Source organism: Pseudonocardia sp. CA-142604 (assembly GCF_050948475.1).
Lineage (GTDB): Bacteria > Actinomycetota > Actinomycetes > Mycobacteriales > Pseudonocardiaceae > Pseudonocardia > Pseudonocardia alaniniphila.
Genome location: NZ_CP192045.1, coordinates 5,635,731 through 5,655,070, shown reverse-complemented (window position 1 = coordinate 5,655,070; position 19,340 = coordinate 5,635,731). Strand labels below are relative to the sequence as shown.

The following is a 19,340-nucleotide window of genomic DNA, read 5'->3' as shown; positions in this document are numbered from 1 at the left end:
CGATGCGGGCGTACTGACAGGAAGAGATCTGTAGCAGTGGCAACCACCCCGGGTCGGATCCGTCCCTGGCGCTACCTCGCGGCGTTCCTCGGCATCGTCGTCGTGCTCTACGCACTGGTGTTCTTCACCGGGGACGGCCGGGCCACACCAAAGCTCGGCATCGACCTGCAGGGTGGCACGCGTGTCACCCTGCAGGCGCGCACCGAGACCGGCGCCGAGCCGCCTCGGGAGCAACTCCTGCAGGCCCAGGAGATCATCGAGGATCGGGTCAACGGCCTCGGCGTCAGCGGCGCCGAGGTGGTGCTCGACGGCAGCAACCTCACCATCACGGTCCCCGGCCAGGAGGGGGACCAGGCCCGCGACCTCGGTCAGACCGCGCAGCTGAGGTTCCGCGAGGTCATCGGTGGCCCGGTGGCGGCCACACCGCCTGCCCCGCCCGGTGGAGCTCCCGCCGCGCCGGGTGGAGTCGCCCCCGCGCCGGGCGCCCCCGCTCCCGGGGCTCCCGGAGCTCCGGCACCCCCGCCGGGTGCCCCTGCTGCTCCTCCGCCAGCCGCACCCGCGAACCCCGCCGAGCAGCCGCAGGGCGCGGCCGACCCGTCGGCGCCCGTCGAGCGTGGCGTCGCCCCGGTTGCCTTCACTCAGCCGCTGCAGAACCCCACGCCTCCGCCCACACCTGCTCCGCCTCCGCCCCCTCCGCCGGCCGCGGGATCCGGCACGCCTGCGGGCCCGGCCGATCCGCAGCTCGCCGCCGAGATCAACCAAGCCCGCCAGCTCCGCCAGAGCACCGACCCGGCCGTCCAGCAGACCGCGCTGGCCACCCTGAACTGCAACGTGCGTGACCCGCTGAAGGGCTACGACGACCCGACGCTCCCGCTGGTCGCCTGCAGTCAGGACCGCACTGAGAAGTACGTCCTCGGCCCCGCCTTCCTCGAGGGCACGCAGATCGACAACGCCATCGCGCAGCAGAACACCCAGGGCGCCGGGTGGGTCATCAGCCTCACGTTCAAGAGCCAGGGTGCCGCGACCTGGGGCCAGTACACCTCGCAGAACATCGGCAAGAGCGCTGCGTTCGTGCTCGACGGCGAGGTCGTCTCGGCGCCCACGATCCAGAGCGCGATCTACGGACCCACCGAGATCTCCGGGCAGTTCAACCAGGAGTCGGCACAACGCCTCGCGGGCGTCCTGCGGTACGGCTCGTTGCCGCTGTCGTTCTCGTCGTCCGAGGCCCAGACGGTCTCGGCCACGCTCGGGCTGGCCTCACTGGAGGCGGGCCTGATCGCGGGCGCGCTGGGGCTCGCCCTGGTGTTCGTGTACTGCCTCTTCTACTACCGGATCCTCGGGGTGCTGACGATCCTGTCGCTGGTGCTCTCCGGCGTGATCGTCTACGGGGTCCTGGTGCTGCTCGGGCGGTGGATCGGGTTCACGCTCGACCTCGCCGGCGTGGCCGGGTTCATCGTCGCCATCGGCATCACCGCCGACTCGTTCGTGATCTTCTTCGAACGGCTCAAGGACGAGATGCGTGAGGGCCGCACGTTCCGGTCGGCGGTCCCGCGCGGCTGGGTCCGGGCCCGGCGGACGATCCTGTCCGCCGACGCGGTCAGCTTCCTCGCCTCCGCCGTGCTGTACCTGCTCGCGCTGGGCCAGGTGAAGGGCTTCGCGTTCACCCTGGGTCTGTCCACCGTGCTCGACCTGGTCGTCGTGTTCCTGGTGACCCATCCGCTGGTGGCGCTCGCGTCCAGCTCCCGGTTGTTCAGCAGCCCAACGCTGTCCGGCCTGGGTGCGGTGGCGCGGATCGGTGCCGATCGCAAGCGGGCCGCAGCCGCGGCCGGCGCATCGAAGGGAGCCTGAGGGATGGCCACCACCCCTTCCCGGAAGACGGGCCGCCTCTCCGGCCTCTACACCGGCACCGGCTCGTTCGACATCGTCGGGCGCAGGCGCGTCTGGTACGTCGTGTTCGGGCTCTTCGTGCTCATCTGCATCGGGTCGATCGTCTTCCGGGGCTTCAACCTCGGCATCGACTTCACCGGTGGCACACAGCTTCAGTTCTCCGCGTCCGGCACTGCCGTGCCGGCCGACGTGGAAGCCGTCGGCAGCGTCTATGAGCACGTCACCGGGCATGAGGCCGCCGCCGTGCAGACGGTCGGCACCGGCAACTCGGCCTCGGTGCTCATCCGCTCCGAGCCGCTGAACCCCACCCAGCTCGTGCAGCTCAAGCAGGCGCTGTTCGACACGTTCAAACCGATCGGGACCACCGGGGCGCCCTCGCTGCAGGCGATCAGTGACAGCGACGTGAGCGGGAGCTGGGGCGGGCAGATCACCCGCCAGGCGATCATCGCGCTCGCGGTGTTCCTCGTGCTGGTGACGGTCTTCCTGGCGTTCTACTTCGAACGCGCGATGGCGATCGCAGCGCTGATCGCCCTCGCCCACGACGTGATCGTCACGGCGGGCGTCTACTCGATCGTCGGGTTCGAGGTCAGCCCGGCCACGGTGATCGGCCTGCTGACGATCCTGGGCTTCTCGCTCTACGACACGGTGGTCGTGTTCGACAAGGTCAAGGAGAACACCCGCGGCCTGCTCGGGCTGACGCGGCGCACCTACGCCGAGGCGGCGAACCTCGCGCTCAACCAGACGCTGATGCGGTCGATCAACACGTCGCTGATCGCGGTGCTGCCGGTGGTCGGGCTGATGGTGGTCGGAGTCGGCCTGCTCGGCGTCGGTACCTTGGCAGACCTCGCGCTGGTGCAGATGGTCGGCATCATCGCGGGCGCGCTGTCGTCGCTGTTGCTCGCCACCCCGCTGCTGGTCGACCTCAAGATGCGCGACCGCAGGTTCCAGCAGCAGGCGGCGCGGGTGGTGGCCCGTCGCCAGCGGGCCGCGGCCGCACTCGCCGGTGAGCCGGAGGGGGAGCCCGACGGCGACCCGGATCTGTCCGACGACGGGGTGCTCGCCACCGAGCTACGCCGGGAGCGGGCGATGGCCGCGGCGGCGAGCCGCCCGGCCCGGCCCGGCAAGTCGGTGGAGCAACGCGGCGGGCGCACGGCCCGGCCCACGGGCAAGGCGTCGCGGCCCGCCGGCAAGCGTCGGGGATGAGCGAGCTCGCGAGCGAATCATCGACAGTGAGCGAGCTCGCGAGTGCACCATCGAAAATGCGCGAGCCCGTCGGCGGATCATTGATACAGCGCGAGCGTGGCGGTACAGCGCCTTCGCGCAGCGCTGACCGAGCGTAGCGAGGAATGACGATGAGCGAGCTGGACGTGTCCGACGCGGAGGCGGAGGCCGCGCTCGAGCGCGTGGCGGCGCTCATCCGTGACGTTCCTGATTACCCGGCGCCCGGCGTTCTCTTCCGGGACATCACGCCGGTGCTGGCCGACCCGGAGGCGTTCGCGACGGTCACCACCGAGCTGGCGTCGCTGGTCGGTGATGCCGATGTCGTGGTCGGGGTGGAAGCTCGTGGGTTCCTGATCGGTGCGGCGGTGGCCGTCGTCGCCGGCACCGGCGTGGTGCCCGTCCGCAAGGCCGGCAAGCTCCCCCGGGTGGCGGCCTCACGCACCTACGACCTCGAGTACGGCAGCGCCACTCTCGAGCTGTCGGCCGACACGGTGGCGCCGGGGGCGAAGGTGTTCATCGTCGACGACGTGCTGGCCACCGGGGGCACAGGGGTTGCGGCGTACAAGCTGCTGGCCGATGTGGGCGCCGACGTGATCGGCTTCGCCGTCCTGCTGGAGCTGGCGGCGCTCGGGGGTCGCGAGCAGCTCGCCCCGATCCCGGTGCACGCTTTGCTCCGCCTCTGAGCGGGCACCTGGTTCGAGCGCTACCGCCAGCAGGGGGATCAGCCCAGCCACTCCGCCGGCACGGGACTATCCTCCATCGGGTGGAGCGCGATATCGCATGACGGACCTACAGCCGGTCGCGCCGCCGCTCCCTGGTCCGGAGAGCCCGGTGGCCACCACGTCGAGGCCGTCGGCCACGCGCAGGGTGCGCGCCCGGATCGCCCGCCGGATGACGCCGCAGCGCGTTGCCGTCGTCGCCCCCGTCCTCGAGCCGCTCGCCAGCGTGCACCGCGCGCTGCACCCCAAGGCCGACCTCGCTCTGCTGCAGCGCGCCTATGACGTGGCCGAATCGAAGCACGACGGCCAGAAGCGCAAGTCCGGTGACCCGTACATCACCCACCCGCTGGCCGTTGCCACCATCCTGGCCGAGCTGGGCATGGACACCACCACTCTCGTGGCGGCGCTGTTGCACGACACGGTGGAGGACACCGACTACCCGCTCGACCGGTTGCGCGCCGACTTCGGCGAAGAGGTGGCGCATCTCGTCGACGGGGTGACGAAGCTCGACAGGGTCGAGCTGGGCACCGCCGCCGAGGCGGAGACGATCCGCAAGATGGTCGTCGCGATGGCCCGTGACCCGCGGGTGCTCGTGATCAAGCTGTCCGACCGGTTGCACAACATGCGCACGATGCGCTTCCTGCCACCGGAGAAGCAGGCCAAGAAGGCCCGCGAGACGCTCGAGGTGCTCGCGCCGCTGGCTCACCGGCTCGGGATGGCCACGGTCAAGTGGGAGCTCGAGGACCTGTCCTTCGCGATCCTGCACCCGAAGAAGTACTCCGAGATCGTCCGGCTGGTCGCCACCCGGGCGCCGTCCCGCGACACCTATCTCAAGCAGGTCATCGACGAGGTGATGCAGCAGCTCGACGCCGCCCGCATCGCCGCCACCGTCGAGGGCAGGCCGAAGCACTACTACTCGATCTACCGGAAGATGATCGTCAAGGGCCGCGACTTCGACGACATCCACGACCTGGTGGGCGTGCGTGTCCTGGTCGACGAGGTGCGCGACTGCTATGCCGCGATGGGCATGGTGCACGCGCTGTGGCAGCCGATGCCGGGGCGGTTCAAGGACTACATCGCCCAGCCCCGGTTCGGCGTGTACCAGTCGCTGCACACCACGGTGATCGGGCCGGACGGCAAGCCCCTCGAGGTGCAGATCCGCACCCACGACATGCACCGCACTGCGGAGTACGGCATCGCGGCGCACTGGCGCTACAAGGAGAGCCCCCGCAGCCAGAACGGCGCGAACTGGTCCACGGCCGCCGTCGAGGTCGACGAGATGTCCTGGATGCGCCAGCTGCTCGACTGGCAACGAGAGGCGGCGGACCCCGGCGACTTCCTGGAGTCGCTGCGCTTCGACCTCGCCTCGCAGGAGATCTTCGTCTTCACCCCCAAGGGCGACGTCATCACGCTGCCCACCGGGTCCACCCCCGTCGACCTGGCGTACGCGGTGCACACCGAGGTCGGCAACCGGTGCATCGGGTCGCGCGTCAACGGCCGGCTGGTCGCGCTGGAGCGCAAGCTCGAGTCGGGCGACGTCGTCGAGATCTTCACGTCCAAGGCCGAGGGCGCGGGCCCGAGCCGCGACTGGCTCGCGTTCGTCGCGTCCCCGCGCGCCAAGACCAAGATCAAGCAGTGGTTCGCCAAGGAGCGCCGCGAAGAGGCGATCGAGGCGGGCAAGGAGGCGATCGCCCGGGAGGCGCGGCGCACCTCGATGCCGCTGCAGCGGCTCGTCTCCGCCGACGCGATGGCGGCGCTGTCGCGCGAGCTGCACTTCCCCGACCTGTCCGGGCTCTACGCCGCGGTCGGTGAGGGCCACGCGAGCGCACGTCACGTCGTCCAGCGTCTCGTCGCGCTGCTCGGCGGTGTGGAGCAGGCAGAGGAGGATCTCGCCGAGCGCGCCACGCCGTCCACCGTGCGGCAGCGGCGCACCGGTGGTGACGCAGGCGTGGTGGTGCGCGGCGACGGCAGCATCACCGGCGGGGACCTCTCCGACCTGTACACCAAGCTCGCGCGCTGCTGCACCCCCGTGCCCGGCGACGACATCCTCGGATTCGTCACGCGGGGCGGCGGCATCTCCGTGCACCGCACCGACTGCACCAACGCCTCCGACCTGCAGAACCGCTCGGAACGGCTGGTCGAGGTCACGTGGGCGGTCTCGCCGGGCTCGGTGTTCCTCGTGGCGATCCAGGTGGAGGCGCTGGACCGCCACCGCCTGCTCTCCGACATCACGAAGGTGCTGGCCGACGAGAAGGTCAACATCCTGTCGGCCTCGGTCACGACGTCGCGCGACCGCGTGGCGGTGTCGCGCTTCAGCTTCGAGATGGGCGACCCGAAGCATCTGGGCCACGTGCTGCGCGCGGTGCGCAACGTGGAGGGCGTCTACGACGTGTACCGGGTCACGAGCGCGAGCTAGCCGACTCGCATGCGGTGTCACCCGGCGAGCCCACGCCGGGGATCAGCTCAGGTCCCAGAGGCCGCAGTTGTGTGCGGCAGCGAACTCGGCGGCAGGGCGCACTTCGGTGCCGTGTCCGGCGCCGGTGATCGTCAGCACCGAACCCGCACCTGCCCACCGGGGCCAGACCGGGCCGCCCCCGCCGTTGGGGTTGCCGGTTGCGGCGAACCGCGCCCACGCGGCCACCATCTCCTTGGCCAGCGCCTGCTGTTCGGGTGTGAGCGCGCGCTGAGCGGGCACGAGGTCGAACAGGTAGGGCATTTCGGCCCCGTGGGTGACGCCGGCGGCGAGGTGGGGCGGAAGCGTCACGAACGGGGAGGGCGCCGTGGGGTCCGCGAACTCGTAGGCGTAGAGCGGCGCCCGGGTCCCGAGAATGCGCTGGGTGGCAAGCATGGTGCACGCATAGCCGCGGTCGGTGATGACGTCCGACCAGACCCGGCCCGGTGACCGGCCGGTGAGCGGGTAGGTGAGCATCGCGGCCTGGGTGCGCGTTCCGGCCGCCGCAGTGAGCAGGGTGCGGAAGCCGGCTGCGGTGAGCGGGGCGCCCGCCTGGTCGAAGAACACGGCGCTGAAGAGGGTGCCCTCGTCGCGCGTGATCCCGGCGAGCACCGGTACGGCACGCAGGTCGCGGTCCACCACGATGTCCGACGGGCGGCGCGGCAGCGCCGGGGTGCCCGTCGCAGGGCTCCAGTACACGCCGGCCCCCGCCACGAGCCGGTCGGTGGACACGGCACGCAGGCACGCGACGGTCGGGGCAGGGGTCCGGCCGCGGTCGGGGCAGCCGAACTGGCTCGCGACGGCCTCCCCGGCCGCCTCCACCAGGGGAAGCGGCTTCCAGGTGTCGCCACCGGGCCCGCTGCCGGGCCGGATGACGTCGACGATGTTCGCGGTGCTGCAGCCGCCGCTCTGCAGGATCACGCGGTGGAACAGACCCACCGCACCGGGCGACGCGAGCTGCGCGCAGACGCTGTCGGCACCTGCCGACTCACCGGCCAGCGTGACCGAACCGGGGTTGCCGCCGAACGCGGCGATGTTGCGTCGCACCCAATGCATGGCCGCCTGCTGGTCGAGGATCCCGAACGTTCCGGAGCCGCTCAGTCCGGGCAGGCCGAAGAAGCCTAAGATGCCCAGCCGGTAGTTGACCGTGACGACCACCAGCGGCCCGGCCTTGACGAGGCGACGGGGGTCGACGTCGGAGCCGGCACCGGCGTTGAAGCCGCCGCCGTGGATCCAGACGAGCACCGGCAGCTGCGATCTCGGCGTGGTGCCTGCCGGGACCGTGACGTCGAGCGTGAGGCAGTCCTCGCTCGTGCTGCCTGCCGTCGCGAGGGGGGTGGCCGGGGCCGCGGCGAGCTGGGCGCACCGGCTGCCCGGGCTGGTGGCGTTCCGCGTGCCGGTCCAGGACGGCGGCGGCTGCGGGGGCTCCCAGCGCAGCTCTCCGACGGGTGGCTCCGCGTAGGGGATGCCCTGGTAGCGCAGCACGTCGCCGTCGGTGTTGCCGAGGAGCTCGCCCTGCTCGATCCTGACCTGGTCGCCGAGCGGGGCAGCCGAGGGTTCAGGGGCCGCGGAACAACCGGTCAGCACGGCCGCCGCGGCCAGCACGACGACCGCTACGCGGCCCCCTCCGAACACCCGCCGGCTCAGCCGACGGTGACGGTCTGGATCTGGACGGGAGTGACGGGCTTGCCGTCACCGGTGCCGTTCGAGTTGTCCGACCCTGCCTTGGCCACGTTGTCCAGCGTGGCGAGGCCAGGGGCGCCGATCGTGCCGAAGACGGTGTAGTCCGGCGGGAGGGTGGAGTCGGCGTAGACGAGGAAGAACTGGCTGCCCCCGGAGTTTGGAGCGGAGGTCTTCGCCATCGCCACGGTGCCCCGCGGGTAGACCACGGAGCCGTTGGCAGCCGGGGCCAGTCCGGTGGGCGGCTCGTCGTTGATCGTGTAACCGGGCCCGCCAGAGCCGGTGCCGGTGGGGTCACCGCACTGCAGCACCTTCAGGCCCTCGGTGGTGGTGAGCCGGTGGCACGGCGTGTTGTTGTAGAAGCCCGCCTTCGCGAGGCTCATGAAGTTCTCCACGGCGCACGGACCGGTGGCGCGGTCCAGCGTCAGCGGGATCGGGCCCTTGTCGGTCTGGATCGTGGCAGGCACGGTGCCGCTGGTGCTCGCCTCGGTCACGGTCGGGACGGGGGCGGGCTTCGCGGCGGGATCCTGCGGCGTGGGCGTGAACGCGCAGTGGCCCAGTGCGGCGGGTGTGGCGGGAGCCGGCGTCGGAGTCGGAGGGGCGGCGGCCGGGGACGGTGCGGAATCGCGGCCCACGGTGGAGAGCAGCACCACACCCACGACGACCACCACGACGACGGCGACCGATGTGATGATGGCGATCCGCTGGCGACGTTTGGCCCGCGCGGCCCGTCGCTGCTGCTGGTTCGCCAGCTTCCGCTTGGCCGCATCGCGCCGCATCTGGTTCGTCGCCACTCGGTACTCCCTCGCCCTCGTTACCCGGGCCGCAGGATAACGACTGTTCCTGTGAGGTTTCGGAGTGGTCACCAGCGCGTACGGGGAGTGAGGCTCCGTGCGGGGTAAACCGCGCGACCTGCGGTGTGGGGCAGGTCCTAGTCTGGTGGGGTGCTCGTCGCAGGATTTCCCGCCGGTTCGTTCCAGACCAACTGCTATGTCGTGGCAGCGGCTGCCGGCGAGGCGTGCGTGGTGGTCGATCCCGGCCAGGACGCCGTCGAGCCCCTGGAGGAGCTGCTCGCCGAGCACCGCCTCACGCCGGTGGCGGTGCTGCTGACCCATGGCCACTTCGACCACACGTACAGCGTCGCCCCCGTGTGCGACGGCCATGACATCCCGGCCTGGATCCACCCGGAGGACCGGGAGATGCTCGCCGACCCGATGAAGGGCATCTCGGCGGAGTCGGCGGCGTTCTTCGGCGGCCGGATGGAGCTGCGCGAACCCCGCGAGGTCCGCGAGCTCACCGACGGCAGTGCCCTCGACATCGCCGGGCTCACGCTGCGCGTCGACCACACACCGGGCCACACCCGTGGCTCCGTCGTCTTCACCACACCCACCGAGGAGGGGATCGAGGTGATCCTTGCCGGCGACACGCTGTTCGCGGGCTCGATCGGCCGCACCGATCTCCCCGGAGGGGACCACGCGCAGATGATGACGAGCCTGCGCGACAAGCTCCTCACCCGCGACGACTCCGCGGTCGTGCTGCCCGGGCACGGGCCCACCACCACCGTCGGGCGGGAGCGGGCATCCAACCCGTTCCTGCAGGGGCTGGACCTGCCGACCACGGGGCGTGGGCTGTGACGGCCGCACGCAGCGAGGAGCGGGCCGACACCGTGGAACAGCGCCCTGCTGCCTTCGCCGCACCCAAGGGCATCCCGGAGTACGTGCCCCCGGACTCGGCGGGTTTCGAGCACGTCCGCAACACGCTCGTCGCCGCGGCCGACCGTGCCGGGTACGGGCTCATCGAGCTTCCGGTGTTCGAGGAGACCGGCCTGTACGCCCGCGGGGTCGGCGAGTCGACCGATGTCGTGAGCAAGGAGATGTACACCTTCGCCGACCGCGGTGACCGGTCGGTGACGCTGCGTCCGGAGGGCACGGCCGGTGTCGTGCGCTCGGTGATCGAGCACGGCCTCGACCGCGCCGGGCTGCCGGTGAAGCTGCGCTACGCGGGCCCGTTCTTCCGCTACGAGCGTCCGCAGGCCGGGCGCTACCGGCAGCTGCAGCAGGTGGGCATCGAGGCCATCGGCGTGGACGACCCGGCGCTCGACGCCGAGGTCATCGCCATCGCCGACGAGGGGTTCCGCGCGCTCGGCCTCACCGGCTACCGCCTGGAGATCACCTCGCTCGGCGACGCCGAGTCGCGCCCCGCCTACCGGGCGCTGCTGCAGGAGTTCCTGGCCGGGATCGCGCTCGACGAGGCCACCCGCAAGCGAGCGGCGATCAACCCGCTGCGAGTGCTCGACGACAAGCGCCCCGACGTGCGCGCGCTGCTGGCCGACGCCCCGCTGCTCGTCGACCACCTCTCGGCCGCCTCCGCCGAGCACCACGCCGCGGTGAAGCAGCACCTCGACGACCTTGGCGTGGCCTACGTCGAGAACCCGCGGATGGTGCGGGGCCTGGACTACTACACGAAGACGACCTTCGAGTTCGTGCACGACGGTCTCGGCGCGCAGTCCGGGATCGGCGGCGGCGGGCGCTACGACGGTCTGATGGCCACGCTCGGCGGCCAGCCGCTGTCGGGCGTCGGCTACGGCATCGGCGTGGACCGCACACTCCTCGCCTGCCGGGCGGAGGGCGTCGCGCCGTGGTCCGAGGCACGCTGTGAGGTCTTCGGCGTGCCGCTGGGCGAGGCGGCGAAGCGACGGCTCGTGGTGCTGGCCGCGCAGCTGCGCCGCGCCGGAGTCCGGGTCGACCTGGCCTACGGTGGCCGTGGGCTCAAGGGTGCGATGAAGGCCGCCGACCGGTCCGGTGCCCGTTTTGCGCTGGTGCTCGGCGAACGCGACCTCGAGGCCGGCACGGTGGGTCTCAAGGACCTCGTGTCGGGGGAGCAGCAGGACGTCGAGCTGGCGGGCGCGACCGACGAGGTGCTCGCCCGGCTGCGCGCCTAGGCTCGCGTCCGTGGCCCGGGAAGATCGCGAGCGGTGGGACGCGCGGCACCGGGCTGTCGCAGCAGCGGGTGCGCCGGCCGTCCCCACGCCGCCGGATGCGCTGCGCGGCCGTGAGCACCTGCTTCCGGCCGGACGACGCGCGCTCGATGTGGCCTGCGGTCGCGGCACGGTGGCCGTGTGGCTGGCGGAGCGCGGGTTCGGCGTCGACGCGGTCGACGTCTCGGAGCCCGCTCTGGCGGCGGGCGCTGCGCTCGCGGCCGATCGCGCCGTCGGCGAGCAGGTGCGCTGGTGGCCCCACGACCTCGACGAGGGGCTGCCCGACGAGTGCGCCGGGCCGTACGACGTGGTCGTGTGCCAGCGGTTCCGCGATCCCGCCCTGTACCCGGTGCTCGCGCACCGCCTAGCCCCCGGCGGGCTGCTCGTCGTGACGGTGCTGTCGGTGGTCGGGGACGAGGGTGGGCCGTTTCGTGCCGCCCCCGGTGAGCTGCTCGCCGCCTTCGACGGCCTGACCAGGCTGGATCACACCGAGCGCGACGGCGAGGCGAGCCTGCTGGCGCGCCGCCCCTGAGCTGCGCGGTCAGCGCGGGGGGTCACGGCTCGACGTCGACCTCGCGGCTGGCCACCACCGCCGCCAACGCCGTGGTGATCGGGACGGATGCCACCAGCCCGATGCTGCCCACCAGCGTGCGCACCACCTCGGTGGCCACGTCCTGCGTGGTCACCACGTCGCTGAGCGCGCGGCCCGACAACGTGAACAGCAGCAGCAGCGGCAGTGACGCCCCCGCGTAGGCCAGCACCAGCGTGTTGACGGCCGACGACACGTGGTCGCGCCCGATTCGCATCGCCGCCGCGAAGAGGCCGGGTGCCCCCAGCTCCGGGTTGGCGCGGCGCAGTTCCCACACCGCGCTGGTCTGCGTGACGGTGACGTCGTCGAGCACGCCGAGTGCGCCGATGACCACACCGGCGAGCAGGAGACCGCGCGCGTCGACGCCCGTGCCGAGCGTGGCGATCAGGTTGCTCGTCTGATCGTCGAGCCCGGTGAGCCGGGCGGCCACCGAGAACGCGGCGCCCAGCCCGCCGATCAGCGCGAGTGACAGCAACGTGCCGAGGACGGCCGTGGATGTGCGCGCCGACGGCCCGTGGGTCAGGTAGAGCACCACGAACATGATCAGGCAGGAACCGACAACGGCCACGGCGAGCGGATTGTGGCCGTCCAGGATCGCAGGCAGGACGAACATCAGCAGCACCACGAAGCTCAGCGCGAGAGCCACGAGCGCGGCGAGGCCACGCCAGCGCCCGAGCAGGAGCACTGCGCCCGCGAAGATCACGGCGAGCCAGCCGAGCGGCGTTCCGCGCTGGAAGTCGACGACCTGGTAGGAGCCGGGATCGTTCGGGTCGCCCCCCGAGAAGCCCAGCACCACCGGGTCGCCGACCGCGAACGTCGGCGACCCGGGTTCGACCGGAACCACCTGCACGAGGTCGCGCCCGGGCAACGGTCCGTCGGCCATCTTGAGAACGAGCCCGAGGCACTGGGCGTCGCCCGAGCCCGGGCTGCAGTCGGCCTTGCTGGTGGCGGTGACCTCGGCGTGCACGGGCTGCTGGGCGACGGGCTGGGCGGTGGGCGGCGGTCCGCCGCTCGGCCACAGCAGCACGATGCCGACGAGCGTGGCCAGTGCGCAGGGGACGAGCAGCGCAGCGATGAAGATGCGCACCCGGCGTCCTGCGGGCGGGGCGGGCGAGTGGCCGTGTCCGTGGCCGTGCCCATGGTCCACGGGCGCCGCACGGCGCCGCGCGCGCCGTGTCGGGGCGCGGCCGGAGTGCTCGTCCGGGCCCTCGCCATCCCGCCGGTGCTCCACCGCCGGAATGCCGATGGGCGAGGTCGGGGCGTCGTCGTCGACCGGCTCCTCGCGCTCCTGCGGCGCAGCGCGCCTGGTGGATCGGGACCTGTGGTCCGTGCGCTCCGACGGTCGGCGTCCGCCGGGCTCCGGGCGCGGGGAGCCAGGCGGACGGCTGATCAACGGCGCGGGCTGCTGTGCGATCGGGACGCTGGAGCGCCCGTGCCGGTGCGGCCCCTGCGGCTGCTGCGGACCGCGCGCCCCGGGCTCGTCGATCGGCACGCGATCATCCTGTCTACGGTTCGGCGACTGGTGTGGACCCATTCACGCACATCACGAAGATGGGGCCGGGTGGTCCGGCTCGTCGCCGGAGGGCCGATCGGCGGGCAGCACGATCTCGTCGCCCAGTTGCTCCAGCACTCGTTCGGCGACGGCCGCGGGATCGCCCGTGGTCTCGACCTCGATCCCCTGCTCGTCGGGCTGGAGTGGCTCCAGTGTCGCGAGCTGGCTCTCGAGCAGGGACGGCGGCATGTAGTGGTTGCGGCGGGCGGTGATCCTGGCCGAGATCAGCTCCGGCGGCGCGAGCAGGTGCACGAAGCGCTCGGACGGGTGGCCGTCGCGCAGCAGGTCGCGGTACGAGCGCTTGAGGGCCGAGCAGGTGACCACGGCGTTGCGGCCCGCGGCCTCCTGCTCCCCGATCCACGCGGCCACCCGGCGTAGCCACGGCCAGCGGTCGTCGTCGTCGAGGGGAATGCCGCTGGCCATCTTCGCGCGGTTGCTCTCGGGATGCAGGTCGTCGCCCTCGACGAACGCCCATCCCGTACGGCTGACGAGCTCGGCAGCCACGGAGCTCTTGCCGACGCCCGACACACCCATCACCACCAGCGTCACCGTCATGAGCAGGTCCCGGTCATGGAGCCAGACTGGCGTATGCCCCCGACCCCGCCTTGCCCTGGGTGTCGAACACGTGTTCGAATGATGGCATGCGCTGGAGCGGACAGCAGGTGCTCGACGACGGGATCGGTGCGGAGGCGGCGCTTCCGGGGATGCGCGGCCTCCTGCGATCGGTGCGCACCCCGGAGTTCGCCGGCACGGTCTTCCACGAGGTCGAGGCCAAGTCGGTGCTCAACCGCGTGCCGGGCAGCTCGCCGGTTCCGTTCCGATGGACGGTCAACCCGTACCGCGGCTGCTCCCATGCCTGCGTGTACTGCCTGGCGGGCTCCACCCGCGTCCTGCTGGCCGACGGGCGCGTCCGGCCGATCGCGCAACTGCGCGTGGGCGACGCCGTGATGGGCACGGAGGTCGTCGGCGGGCAGCGGCGATACGTGCCCACCACCGTGCTGGCGCACTGGTCCACCAGCAAGCCCGCCTATCGGGTCCGCCTCGCGGGAGGCACCGAGCTGGTCGCCAGCGGGGAGCACAGGTTCCTCAGTGACCGCGGCTGGCGCCACGTGAGCGGCGGCTGGTGCCGCTCCGGATGGCGGCCGCGGCTGCGTCCGGGTGCGGGCCTGCTCGGCCCCGGTCCCGAGGCGATGGCCGGGTGGGAGCAGCGCCCGCACACCGCCGCTTACCGGCAGGGTTACCTGTGCGGGCTGGTCCGGGCCGACAGCCCGGTGGTCGGCGATGTCCCAGGGCGCGGGGCGGACCACCATGGTGTGGATCACTGCGGGCTGGATCACCGAGAGGTGGGTCACCGCGGGGTCGGCCACTCCGGTGGCTTCCCGTCCGACCACCTGGAGCTCGAGGCGCTGGGCCGGGCCCACCACTTCCTTGCCGAGGCGGCCCAGCGCGTCGTGGAGCTTCCGGTGGCGGTGCCTGCCGGAGCCTGGGAGCCGGGCCGCATCCCCGCACCCGCAGGCCGCGGCGGAATCGCGCCGATCACCGACGTGGTGCGCTGGCCCGAGAACCCTGGCGTCGACTGGAATGCCGGGTTCCTCGCAGGGGTGGTCGATGCCCGCGGCGCGGTCGAGGGCGGGGAACTGCGGATCCGCCACACCGCCCCCGAGATCGTCGGGCGGGTCACGAGCGCACTGCGCCGCCTGGGTCTGCGGCACACGGTCCACACCGAGCGCCACGCGGAAGGCGGGCGGCGTGCGGTCCGGACGGTCCGGCTGCTCGGTGGCGCCGGTGCATTGCTGCGGCTGGTGCGCCTTGCCGATCCCGCGGTCGGCAAGCTGCGCGACCTGGGCGGCGCGCCCGTCACCGGCGGGGCGGAACTGGTGGTGGAGTCGGTGCAGTCGCTCGGTATGGAGATGCCGATGTACGACATCACCACCGGCACGGGCGACTTCGTGGCGGAGGGAGTGATCAGCCACAACTGCTTCGCCCGCAACACCCACACGTATCTCGAATTCGACGCCGGCGCCGACTTCGACAGCCAGATCGTCGTGAAGGTCAACGTCGCGCGTGTGCTGGAGCGTGAGCTGCGGTCGCCACGGTGGGGCCGGGAGCCCGTCGCGATGGGCACCAACACCGACCCCTACCAGCGCGCCGAAGGGCGCTACCAGCTCATGCCCGGTGTGATCCGGGCGCTGGCCGGCTCCGGCACCCCGTTCTCGCTGCTCACCAAGGGCACGGTGCTCACCCGCGACCTTCCGCTCATCGCGGCGGCGGCAGCCGACGTCCCGGTGGGGCTCGGCGTGTCCATCGCCCTCGTCGACCGCTCCCTGCAATCCCGGCTCGAGCCGGGCACCCCGTCACCGGTCGCGCGGCTCGACCTCGTCCGGCGGATCACCGACGCCGGACTGTCCTGCGGCGTGATGGTGGCGCCCGTGCTGCCGTTGCTCACCGACTCGGCGGAGGCGCTCGACGCGCTGCTCACGCAGGTGAAGGAGGCCGGGGCCACCGGCGCCACGGTGCTGGCCCTTCATCTGCGGCCAGGCACTCGCGAGTGGTTCCTGGGCTGGTTGGCGCGCGAGCACCCGAAGCTGGTGGAGCCCTATGCGCGGTTGTATCGCCGGGGCGCCTACGTCGACCCGGCGTACCGCCACGCCCTCGCAGAGCGCGTCGCGCCGTTGCTGCGCCGCCACGGCCTGTCCGGCGCCGCCACCACCGCGCGCGGGCACGCGCAGTCCGCGGAGCACGCCACAGCCACCCCGCCGCCCTCCGGGGAACAGCTCCGACTGCTGTGACAGCGTCGTCGTCGTGGTCATCCATTGCGCAGAGCGAACTCAACCAGGGCTTACGTGGCCTGATTACTGGTGCGCTCAACAATATTGCTGCCGGTTTTTGGAGCGGCGACCCGAAACATTTACGCCGGTGAAACAATTTCTGTGACGACGCGTTGGGTGCCGGTCGGGAGGAACTCATGGCACCCCGATTGGTTCGGCGTCGACGATCGCACCAGTAGGTAAAGAAAGCGTAGCGCTGCGGTATGTCATTCCCCTGACATCGCGTCGAGGCACTTCAGAGGAGCACGTACGGGAGGCCGTTCGGGTTGAACCCGAACGGCATGACGCTTGCCTCAGTGCTCTGGTTGACCACGCCGCCCGATCCCGGCCGTGTTTGAACCACAAGGCCAGTTTCAGGAGAGCGACGGCTCTCGGTCGGGAGGACGGAATGAGTCGCATCATGGGCCGGTGGGTGCTGGGCGGCGCCGCTGCCGGTATGGCGGTCATCGGTTTGGTATTTGTCGGTACGAACGGCGATGCGATCGCAGCTCCGCCCGCCGTTGTCGCCGCTACGCCGAACGGCGGCACAACGGCATCCCCGCCGATGCCGATGCCGATGCCGATGCCGATGCCGATGAACATGGCGATGCCGACGGACTCGATCGGCAAATACGACGTCAAAAACGAGAGCGATGCGATGTTCTTCGGCACCGTTCTGCGAGGGAGTAACGAGGTTCCGAGCAAGATGCAGCCGGCAGGTGGCGACAAGGACGGCAGCGGCACCTCCCTGGTTCGCATCCAGGGCAACCAGGTGTCGTACGCCTTCACCTGGACGGGCATCGGCGCGCCGACCTCGGGGCACATCCACCAAGGCCCTGCCGGTGTGAACGGCGCCGTCAAGATCCCGTTCTTCGGCACGAAGCTGCCGGACGGCCGCACCTCCGTGGTCGGCACCGTGACGGTGAACGACCCCGATCTCCTGGCGAACATCAAGAGCCACCCGGAGCAGTTCTACGTCAACCTGCACACCGCGGACTTCCCGGACGGAGCCATGCGCGGACAGCTGCACGCGATGCCGGTGCAGCTCAACCTGCAGAAGGCGATCAACCAGGACCAGAACCACCCGGTCGTCGAAGGTGATCAGATCTATTCCTGCACCCGGCAGGAAGCCGACGGTTCGTTCAAGTTCACGCCGGTCAACGTCGACACCATGCTCACCGGCGGTATCCAGCACACGTTCGTCAAGCCCGGCCCGGGTGGGCCGCCGCAGTGGGTCGCGCCCGACAACTCGGCGGTGACCGGCAAGGCCGTCGACACGATCTACAACGGCGCCAACAACATCCCTGAGCTCGTCCTCGCCGCAACGCAGTCGGGCGCACCCGACGGCCAGCTGTCGTCGACCCACGCCATCCTGCGCCTGGACACCATCGGTGGTGTCGCCCCGGCGGGCACCTGTGACCCGATGACCCAGGCCGTCACCGCGGTGCCCTACTCGGCCGACTACCTGTTCATCAACTCGTAGGGGTGGGCTTCGAAACCGCTCTGGATCGACGCGCTCCTGATGGCGGCCCGAACGGGCGCGCTCAGGAGCGCATCGGTGTGAGCAGCGCCGATCGGCGGGGAAACCTGCTGGCAGGCCGACCGGGGTCGGCCGATAGCCTCGACACGTGATGCGTACCCACCCCGCCGGCACTCTGCGTGCCGAGCACGCCGGACAGTCCGTGACCCTCTCCGGGTGGGTGGCGCGCCGCCGTGATCACGGCGGGGTGATCTTCATCGACCTCCGCGACGCCTCCGGCTCCGCCCAGGTGGTGTTCCGCGAGGGAGAGATGGCCGAGCGCGCCCACCGGCTGCGCGGCGAGTTCTGCGTCCTGGTCACCGGTGATGTGGTCCGTCGCCCGGCAGGCAACGAGAACCCCGAGCTCGCCACGGGCGAGATCGAGGTGACCGCCACCGAGCTCACCGTGCTGTCCGAGTCGGCGCCGCTGCCGTTCCCGCTCGACGAGCACACGGAGGTCGGCGAGGAGGTCCGGCTCAAGTACCGCTACCTCGATCTGCGTCGCAGCGGCCCGGCGGCGGCGCTGCGGCTGCGCAGCGAGGCCAACCGCATCGCGCGCACCGTGCTCCACGACCGCGAGTTCGTGGAGGTCGAGACGCCCACACTCACCCGCTCGACCCCCGAGGGGGCGCGCGACTTCCTCGTGCCCGCCCGGCTGCGGCCGGGTTCGTGGTACGCCCTGCCGCAGAGCCCGCAGCTGTTCAAGCAGCTCCTGATGGTGGCAGGCGCGGAGCGCTACTACCAGATCGCGCGGTGCTACCGCGACGAGGACTTCCGGGCCGACCGCCAGCCCGAGTTCACCCAGCTCGACATCGAGATGAGCTTCGTCGAGCAGGACGACGTGATCGAGCTGGGCGAGACGATCATCTCGGCCCTGTGGTCGGAGCTCGCCGACTACGAGATCCCGCGCCCGATCGCGCGCCTCACCTACGCCGACGCGATGGCCCGCTTCGGCTCCGACAAGCCGGACATGCGGTTCGGCGTCGAGCTCACCGACCTCACCGAGTACTTCGCCGACACGTCGTTCCGCGTGTTCCAGGCTCCCTACGTCGGCGCGGTCGTGATGCCCGGCGGGGCGAGCCAGCCGCGCAAGCAGCTCGACGCCTGGCAGGAGTGGGCGAAGCAGCGCGGGGCCCGCGGTCTCGCGTACGTGCTGGTGGACGAGGACGGCTCGGTGAGCGAGCGGGGCCCGGTCGTCAAGAACCTCTCCGAGGTCGAGCGCGACGGCCTGGCGAAGGCGGTGGGCGCCGAGCCGGGCGACGCCATCTTCTTCGCCGCCGGACACCCGTCCGACGCGCGCGAGCTGCTCGGCGCCGCCCGCGGCGAGATCGCGCGGCGCTGCGGCCTGGTGGACGAGAACGCGTGGTCGTTCGTCTGGGTCGTCGACGCGCCGATGTTCGAGCGCGTCCGCGACGACAAGGGCAACGAGATCGGCTGGACCGCGGTGCACCACCCGTTCACCTCGCCCAACGCGGAATGGATGGATCGCTTCGAGGAGGCGCCCGACCAGGCGCTCGCCTACGCCTACGACATCGTCTGCAACGGCAACGAGATCGGCGGCGGCTCGATCCGTATCCACCGCTCCGACGTCCAGGAGCGGGTGTTCGCCCTGCTCGGCATGGACGAGGAGGAGCAGCGGGAGAAGTTCGGCTTCCTGCTCGACGCGTTCCAGTTCGGCCCGCCGCCGCACGGCGGCATCGCGTTCGGCTGGGACCGCACCTGCATGCTGCTCTCGCACACCGACTCGATCCGTGACGTCATCGCCTTCCCGAAGTCGGGTGGCGGATTCGACCCGCTCACGGCGGCGCCCGCACCGATCACGCCCGAGCAGCGCAAGGAAGCGGGGATCGACGCGAAGCCACCGGCAGCGCCCGCGGCCGCCTCACCGGTCGCCGACGAGCCGCCCACGAAGTCCTGAACGCGCAGCCGGTCCATCC

Annotated in this window: 14 protein-coding genes; 10 read left to right on the top strand and 4 right to left on the bottom strand. The window is 71.5% G+C overall.

Annotated elements, in window-relative coordinates; genetic code table 11:
* Window positions 1–36: 36 nt before the first annotated feature.
* The 4 genes from secD to ACQPZQ_RS25585 all read left to right on the top strand — a co-directional run bounded on the left by secD (window position 37) and on the right by ACQPZQ_RS25585 (window position 6,243).
* Window positions 37–1,848, top strand: coding sequence for a protein translocase subunit SecD (gene secD, locus ACQPZQ_RS25600; protein WP_433284715.1), 1,812 nt, complete (start codon window positions 37–39; stop codon window positions 1,846–1,848).
* Between the two features lie 3 nt (window positions 1,849–1,851).
* Entirely contained in the window at window positions 1,852–3,090 is a 1,239-nt protein-coding gene (gene secF, locus ACQPZQ_RS25595; protein WP_433284714.1) for a protein translocase subunit SecF, read from the top strand.
* Between the two features lie 149 nt (window positions 3,091–3,239).
* Window positions 3,240–3,791, top strand: a complete 552-nt coding sequence (locus ACQPZQ_RS25590; protein ID WP_433284712.1) for an adenine phosphoribosyltransferase — start codon at window positions 3,240–3,242, stop codon at window positions 3,789–3,791.
* Between the two features lie 97 nt (window positions 3,792–3,888).
* The gene (locus ACQPZQ_RS25585) at window positions 3,889–6,243 is read left to right on the top strand and encodes a RelA/SpoT family protein (RefSeq protein WP_433284710.1); all 2,355 of its coding nucleotides are present in this window, start codon (window positions 3,889–3,891) and stop codon (window positions 6,241–6,243) included.
* Window positions 6,244–6,285: 42 nt separating this feature from the next.
* Here ACQPZQ_RS25585 and ACQPZQ_RS25580 read toward each other — a convergent pair whose 3' ends face one another.
* Both ACQPZQ_RS25580 and ACQPZQ_RS25575 read right to left on the bottom strand, forming a co-directional pair.
* Window positions 6,286–7,914, bottom strand: coding sequence for a carboxylesterase/lipase family protein (locus ACQPZQ_RS25580; protein ID WP_433284708.1), 1,629 nt, complete (start codon window positions 7,912–7,914; stop codon window positions 6,286–6,288).
* Window positions 7,915–7,922: 8 nt separating this feature from the next.
* Window positions 7,923–8,753, bottom strand: a complete 831-nt coding sequence (locus ACQPZQ_RS25575) for a peptidylprolyl isomerase (protein ID WP_433284706.1) — start codon at window positions 8,751–8,753, stop codon at window positions 7,923–7,925.
* A gap of 150 nt (window positions 8,754–8,903) precedes the next feature.
* Between ACQPZQ_RS25575 and ACQPZQ_RS25570 the strand changes: the two genes are divergently transcribed.
* From ACQPZQ_RS25570 to ACQPZQ_RS25560, 3 genes are read left to right on the top strand one after another with little or no spacing between them, the layout of a single operon-like run.
* Window positions 8,904–9,593 carry an MBL fold metallo-hydrolase gene (locus ACQPZQ_RS25570; protein ID WP_433284705.1) on the top strand — a complete coding sequence of 230 codons (690 nt, stop codon included), beginning with the start codon at window positions 8,904–8,906 and terminating at the stop codon, window positions 9,591–9,593.
* Window positions 9,594–9,625: 32 nt separating this feature from the next.
* A complete protein-coding gene (gene hisS / locus ACQPZQ_RS25565; RefSeq protein ID WP_433299364.1) occupies window positions 9,626–10,900 on the top strand; it encodes a histidine--tRNA ligase in 1,275 nt (424 codons plus the stop codon).
* Window positions 10,901–10,910: 10 nt separating this feature from the next.
* A complete protein-coding gene (locus ACQPZQ_RS25560) occupies window positions 10,911–11,468 on the top strand; it encodes a class I SAM-dependent methyltransferase (protein WP_433284703.1) in 558 nt (185 codons plus the stop codon).
* 22 nt (window positions 11,469–11,490) lie between these two features.
* Here the strand turns inward: ACQPZQ_RS25560 and ACQPZQ_RS25555 are convergent, their stop codons facing one another.
* Complete coding sequence (locus ACQPZQ_RS25555; protein WP_433284701.1) at window positions 11,491–13,017, bottom strand: YibE/F family protein; 1,527 nt, start codon at window positions 13,015–13,017, stop codon at window positions 11,491–11,493.
* A 51-nt stretch (window positions 13,018–13,068) separates the two neighbouring features.
* Window positions 13,069–13,632, bottom strand: coding sequence for a gluconokinase (locus tag ACQPZQ_RS25550; RefSeq protein WP_433284699.1), 564 nt, complete (start codon window positions 13,630–13,632; stop codon window positions 13,069–13,071).
* A gap of 86 nt (window positions 13,633–13,718) precedes the next feature.
* Between ACQPZQ_RS25550 and ACQPZQ_RS25545 the strand changes: the two genes are divergently transcribed.
* The 3 genes from ACQPZQ_RS25545 (at window position 13,719) to aspS (ending at window position 19,321) form a co-directional block, all read left to right on the top strand.
* Window positions 13,719–15,866, top strand: coding sequence for an intein-containing Rv2578c family radical SAM protein (locus ACQPZQ_RS25545; protein ID WP_433284697.1), 2,148 nt, complete (start codon window positions 13,719–13,721; stop codon window positions 15,864–15,866).
* A gap of 427 nt (window positions 15,867–16,293) precedes the next feature.
* A complete protein-coding gene (locus ACQPZQ_RS25540; RefSeq protein ID WP_433284695.1) occupies window positions 16,294–17,367 on the top strand; it encodes a CHRD domain-containing protein in 1,074 nt (357 codons plus the stop codon).
* 145 nt (window positions 17,368–17,512) lie between these two features.
* Window positions 17,513–19,321 (top strand): aspartate--tRNA ligase, encoded by a 1,809-nt coding sequence (gene aspS, locus ACQPZQ_RS25535; RefSeq protein ID WP_433284693.1) that lies wholly within the window; start codon window positions 17,513–17,515, stop codon window positions 19,319–19,321.
* Window positions 19,322–19,340 lie beyond the last annotated feature (19 nt).

Bases quoted from the DNA above. Each gene is read 5' to 3' on its own strand.
- secF (WP_433284714.1), top strand. From the start codon at position 1,852: ATGGCCACCACCCCTTCCCGGAAGACGGGCCGCCTCTCCGGCCTCTAC.
- ACQPZQ_RS25590 (WP_433284712.1), top strand. From the start codon at position 3,240: ATGAGCGAGCTGGACGTGTCCGACGCGGAGGCGGAGGCCGCGCTCGAG.
- ACQPZQ_RS25585 (WP_433284710.1), top strand. From the start codon at position 3,889: ATGACGGACCTACAGCCGGTCGCGCCGCCGCTCCCTGGTCCGGAGAGC.
- ACQPZQ_RS25550 (WP_433284699.1), bottom strand. From the start codon at position 13,632: ATGACGGTGACGCTGGTGGTGATGGGTGTGTCGGGCGTCGGCAAGAGC.
- ACQPZQ_RS25545 (WP_433284697.1), top strand. From the start codon at position 13,719: ATGCGCTGGAGCGGACAGCAGGTGCTCGACGACGGGATCGGTGCGGAG.
- ACQPZQ_RS25540 (WP_433284695.1), top strand. From the start codon at position 16,294: ATGAGTCGCATCATGGGCCGGTGGGTGCTGGGCGGCGCCGCTGCCGGT.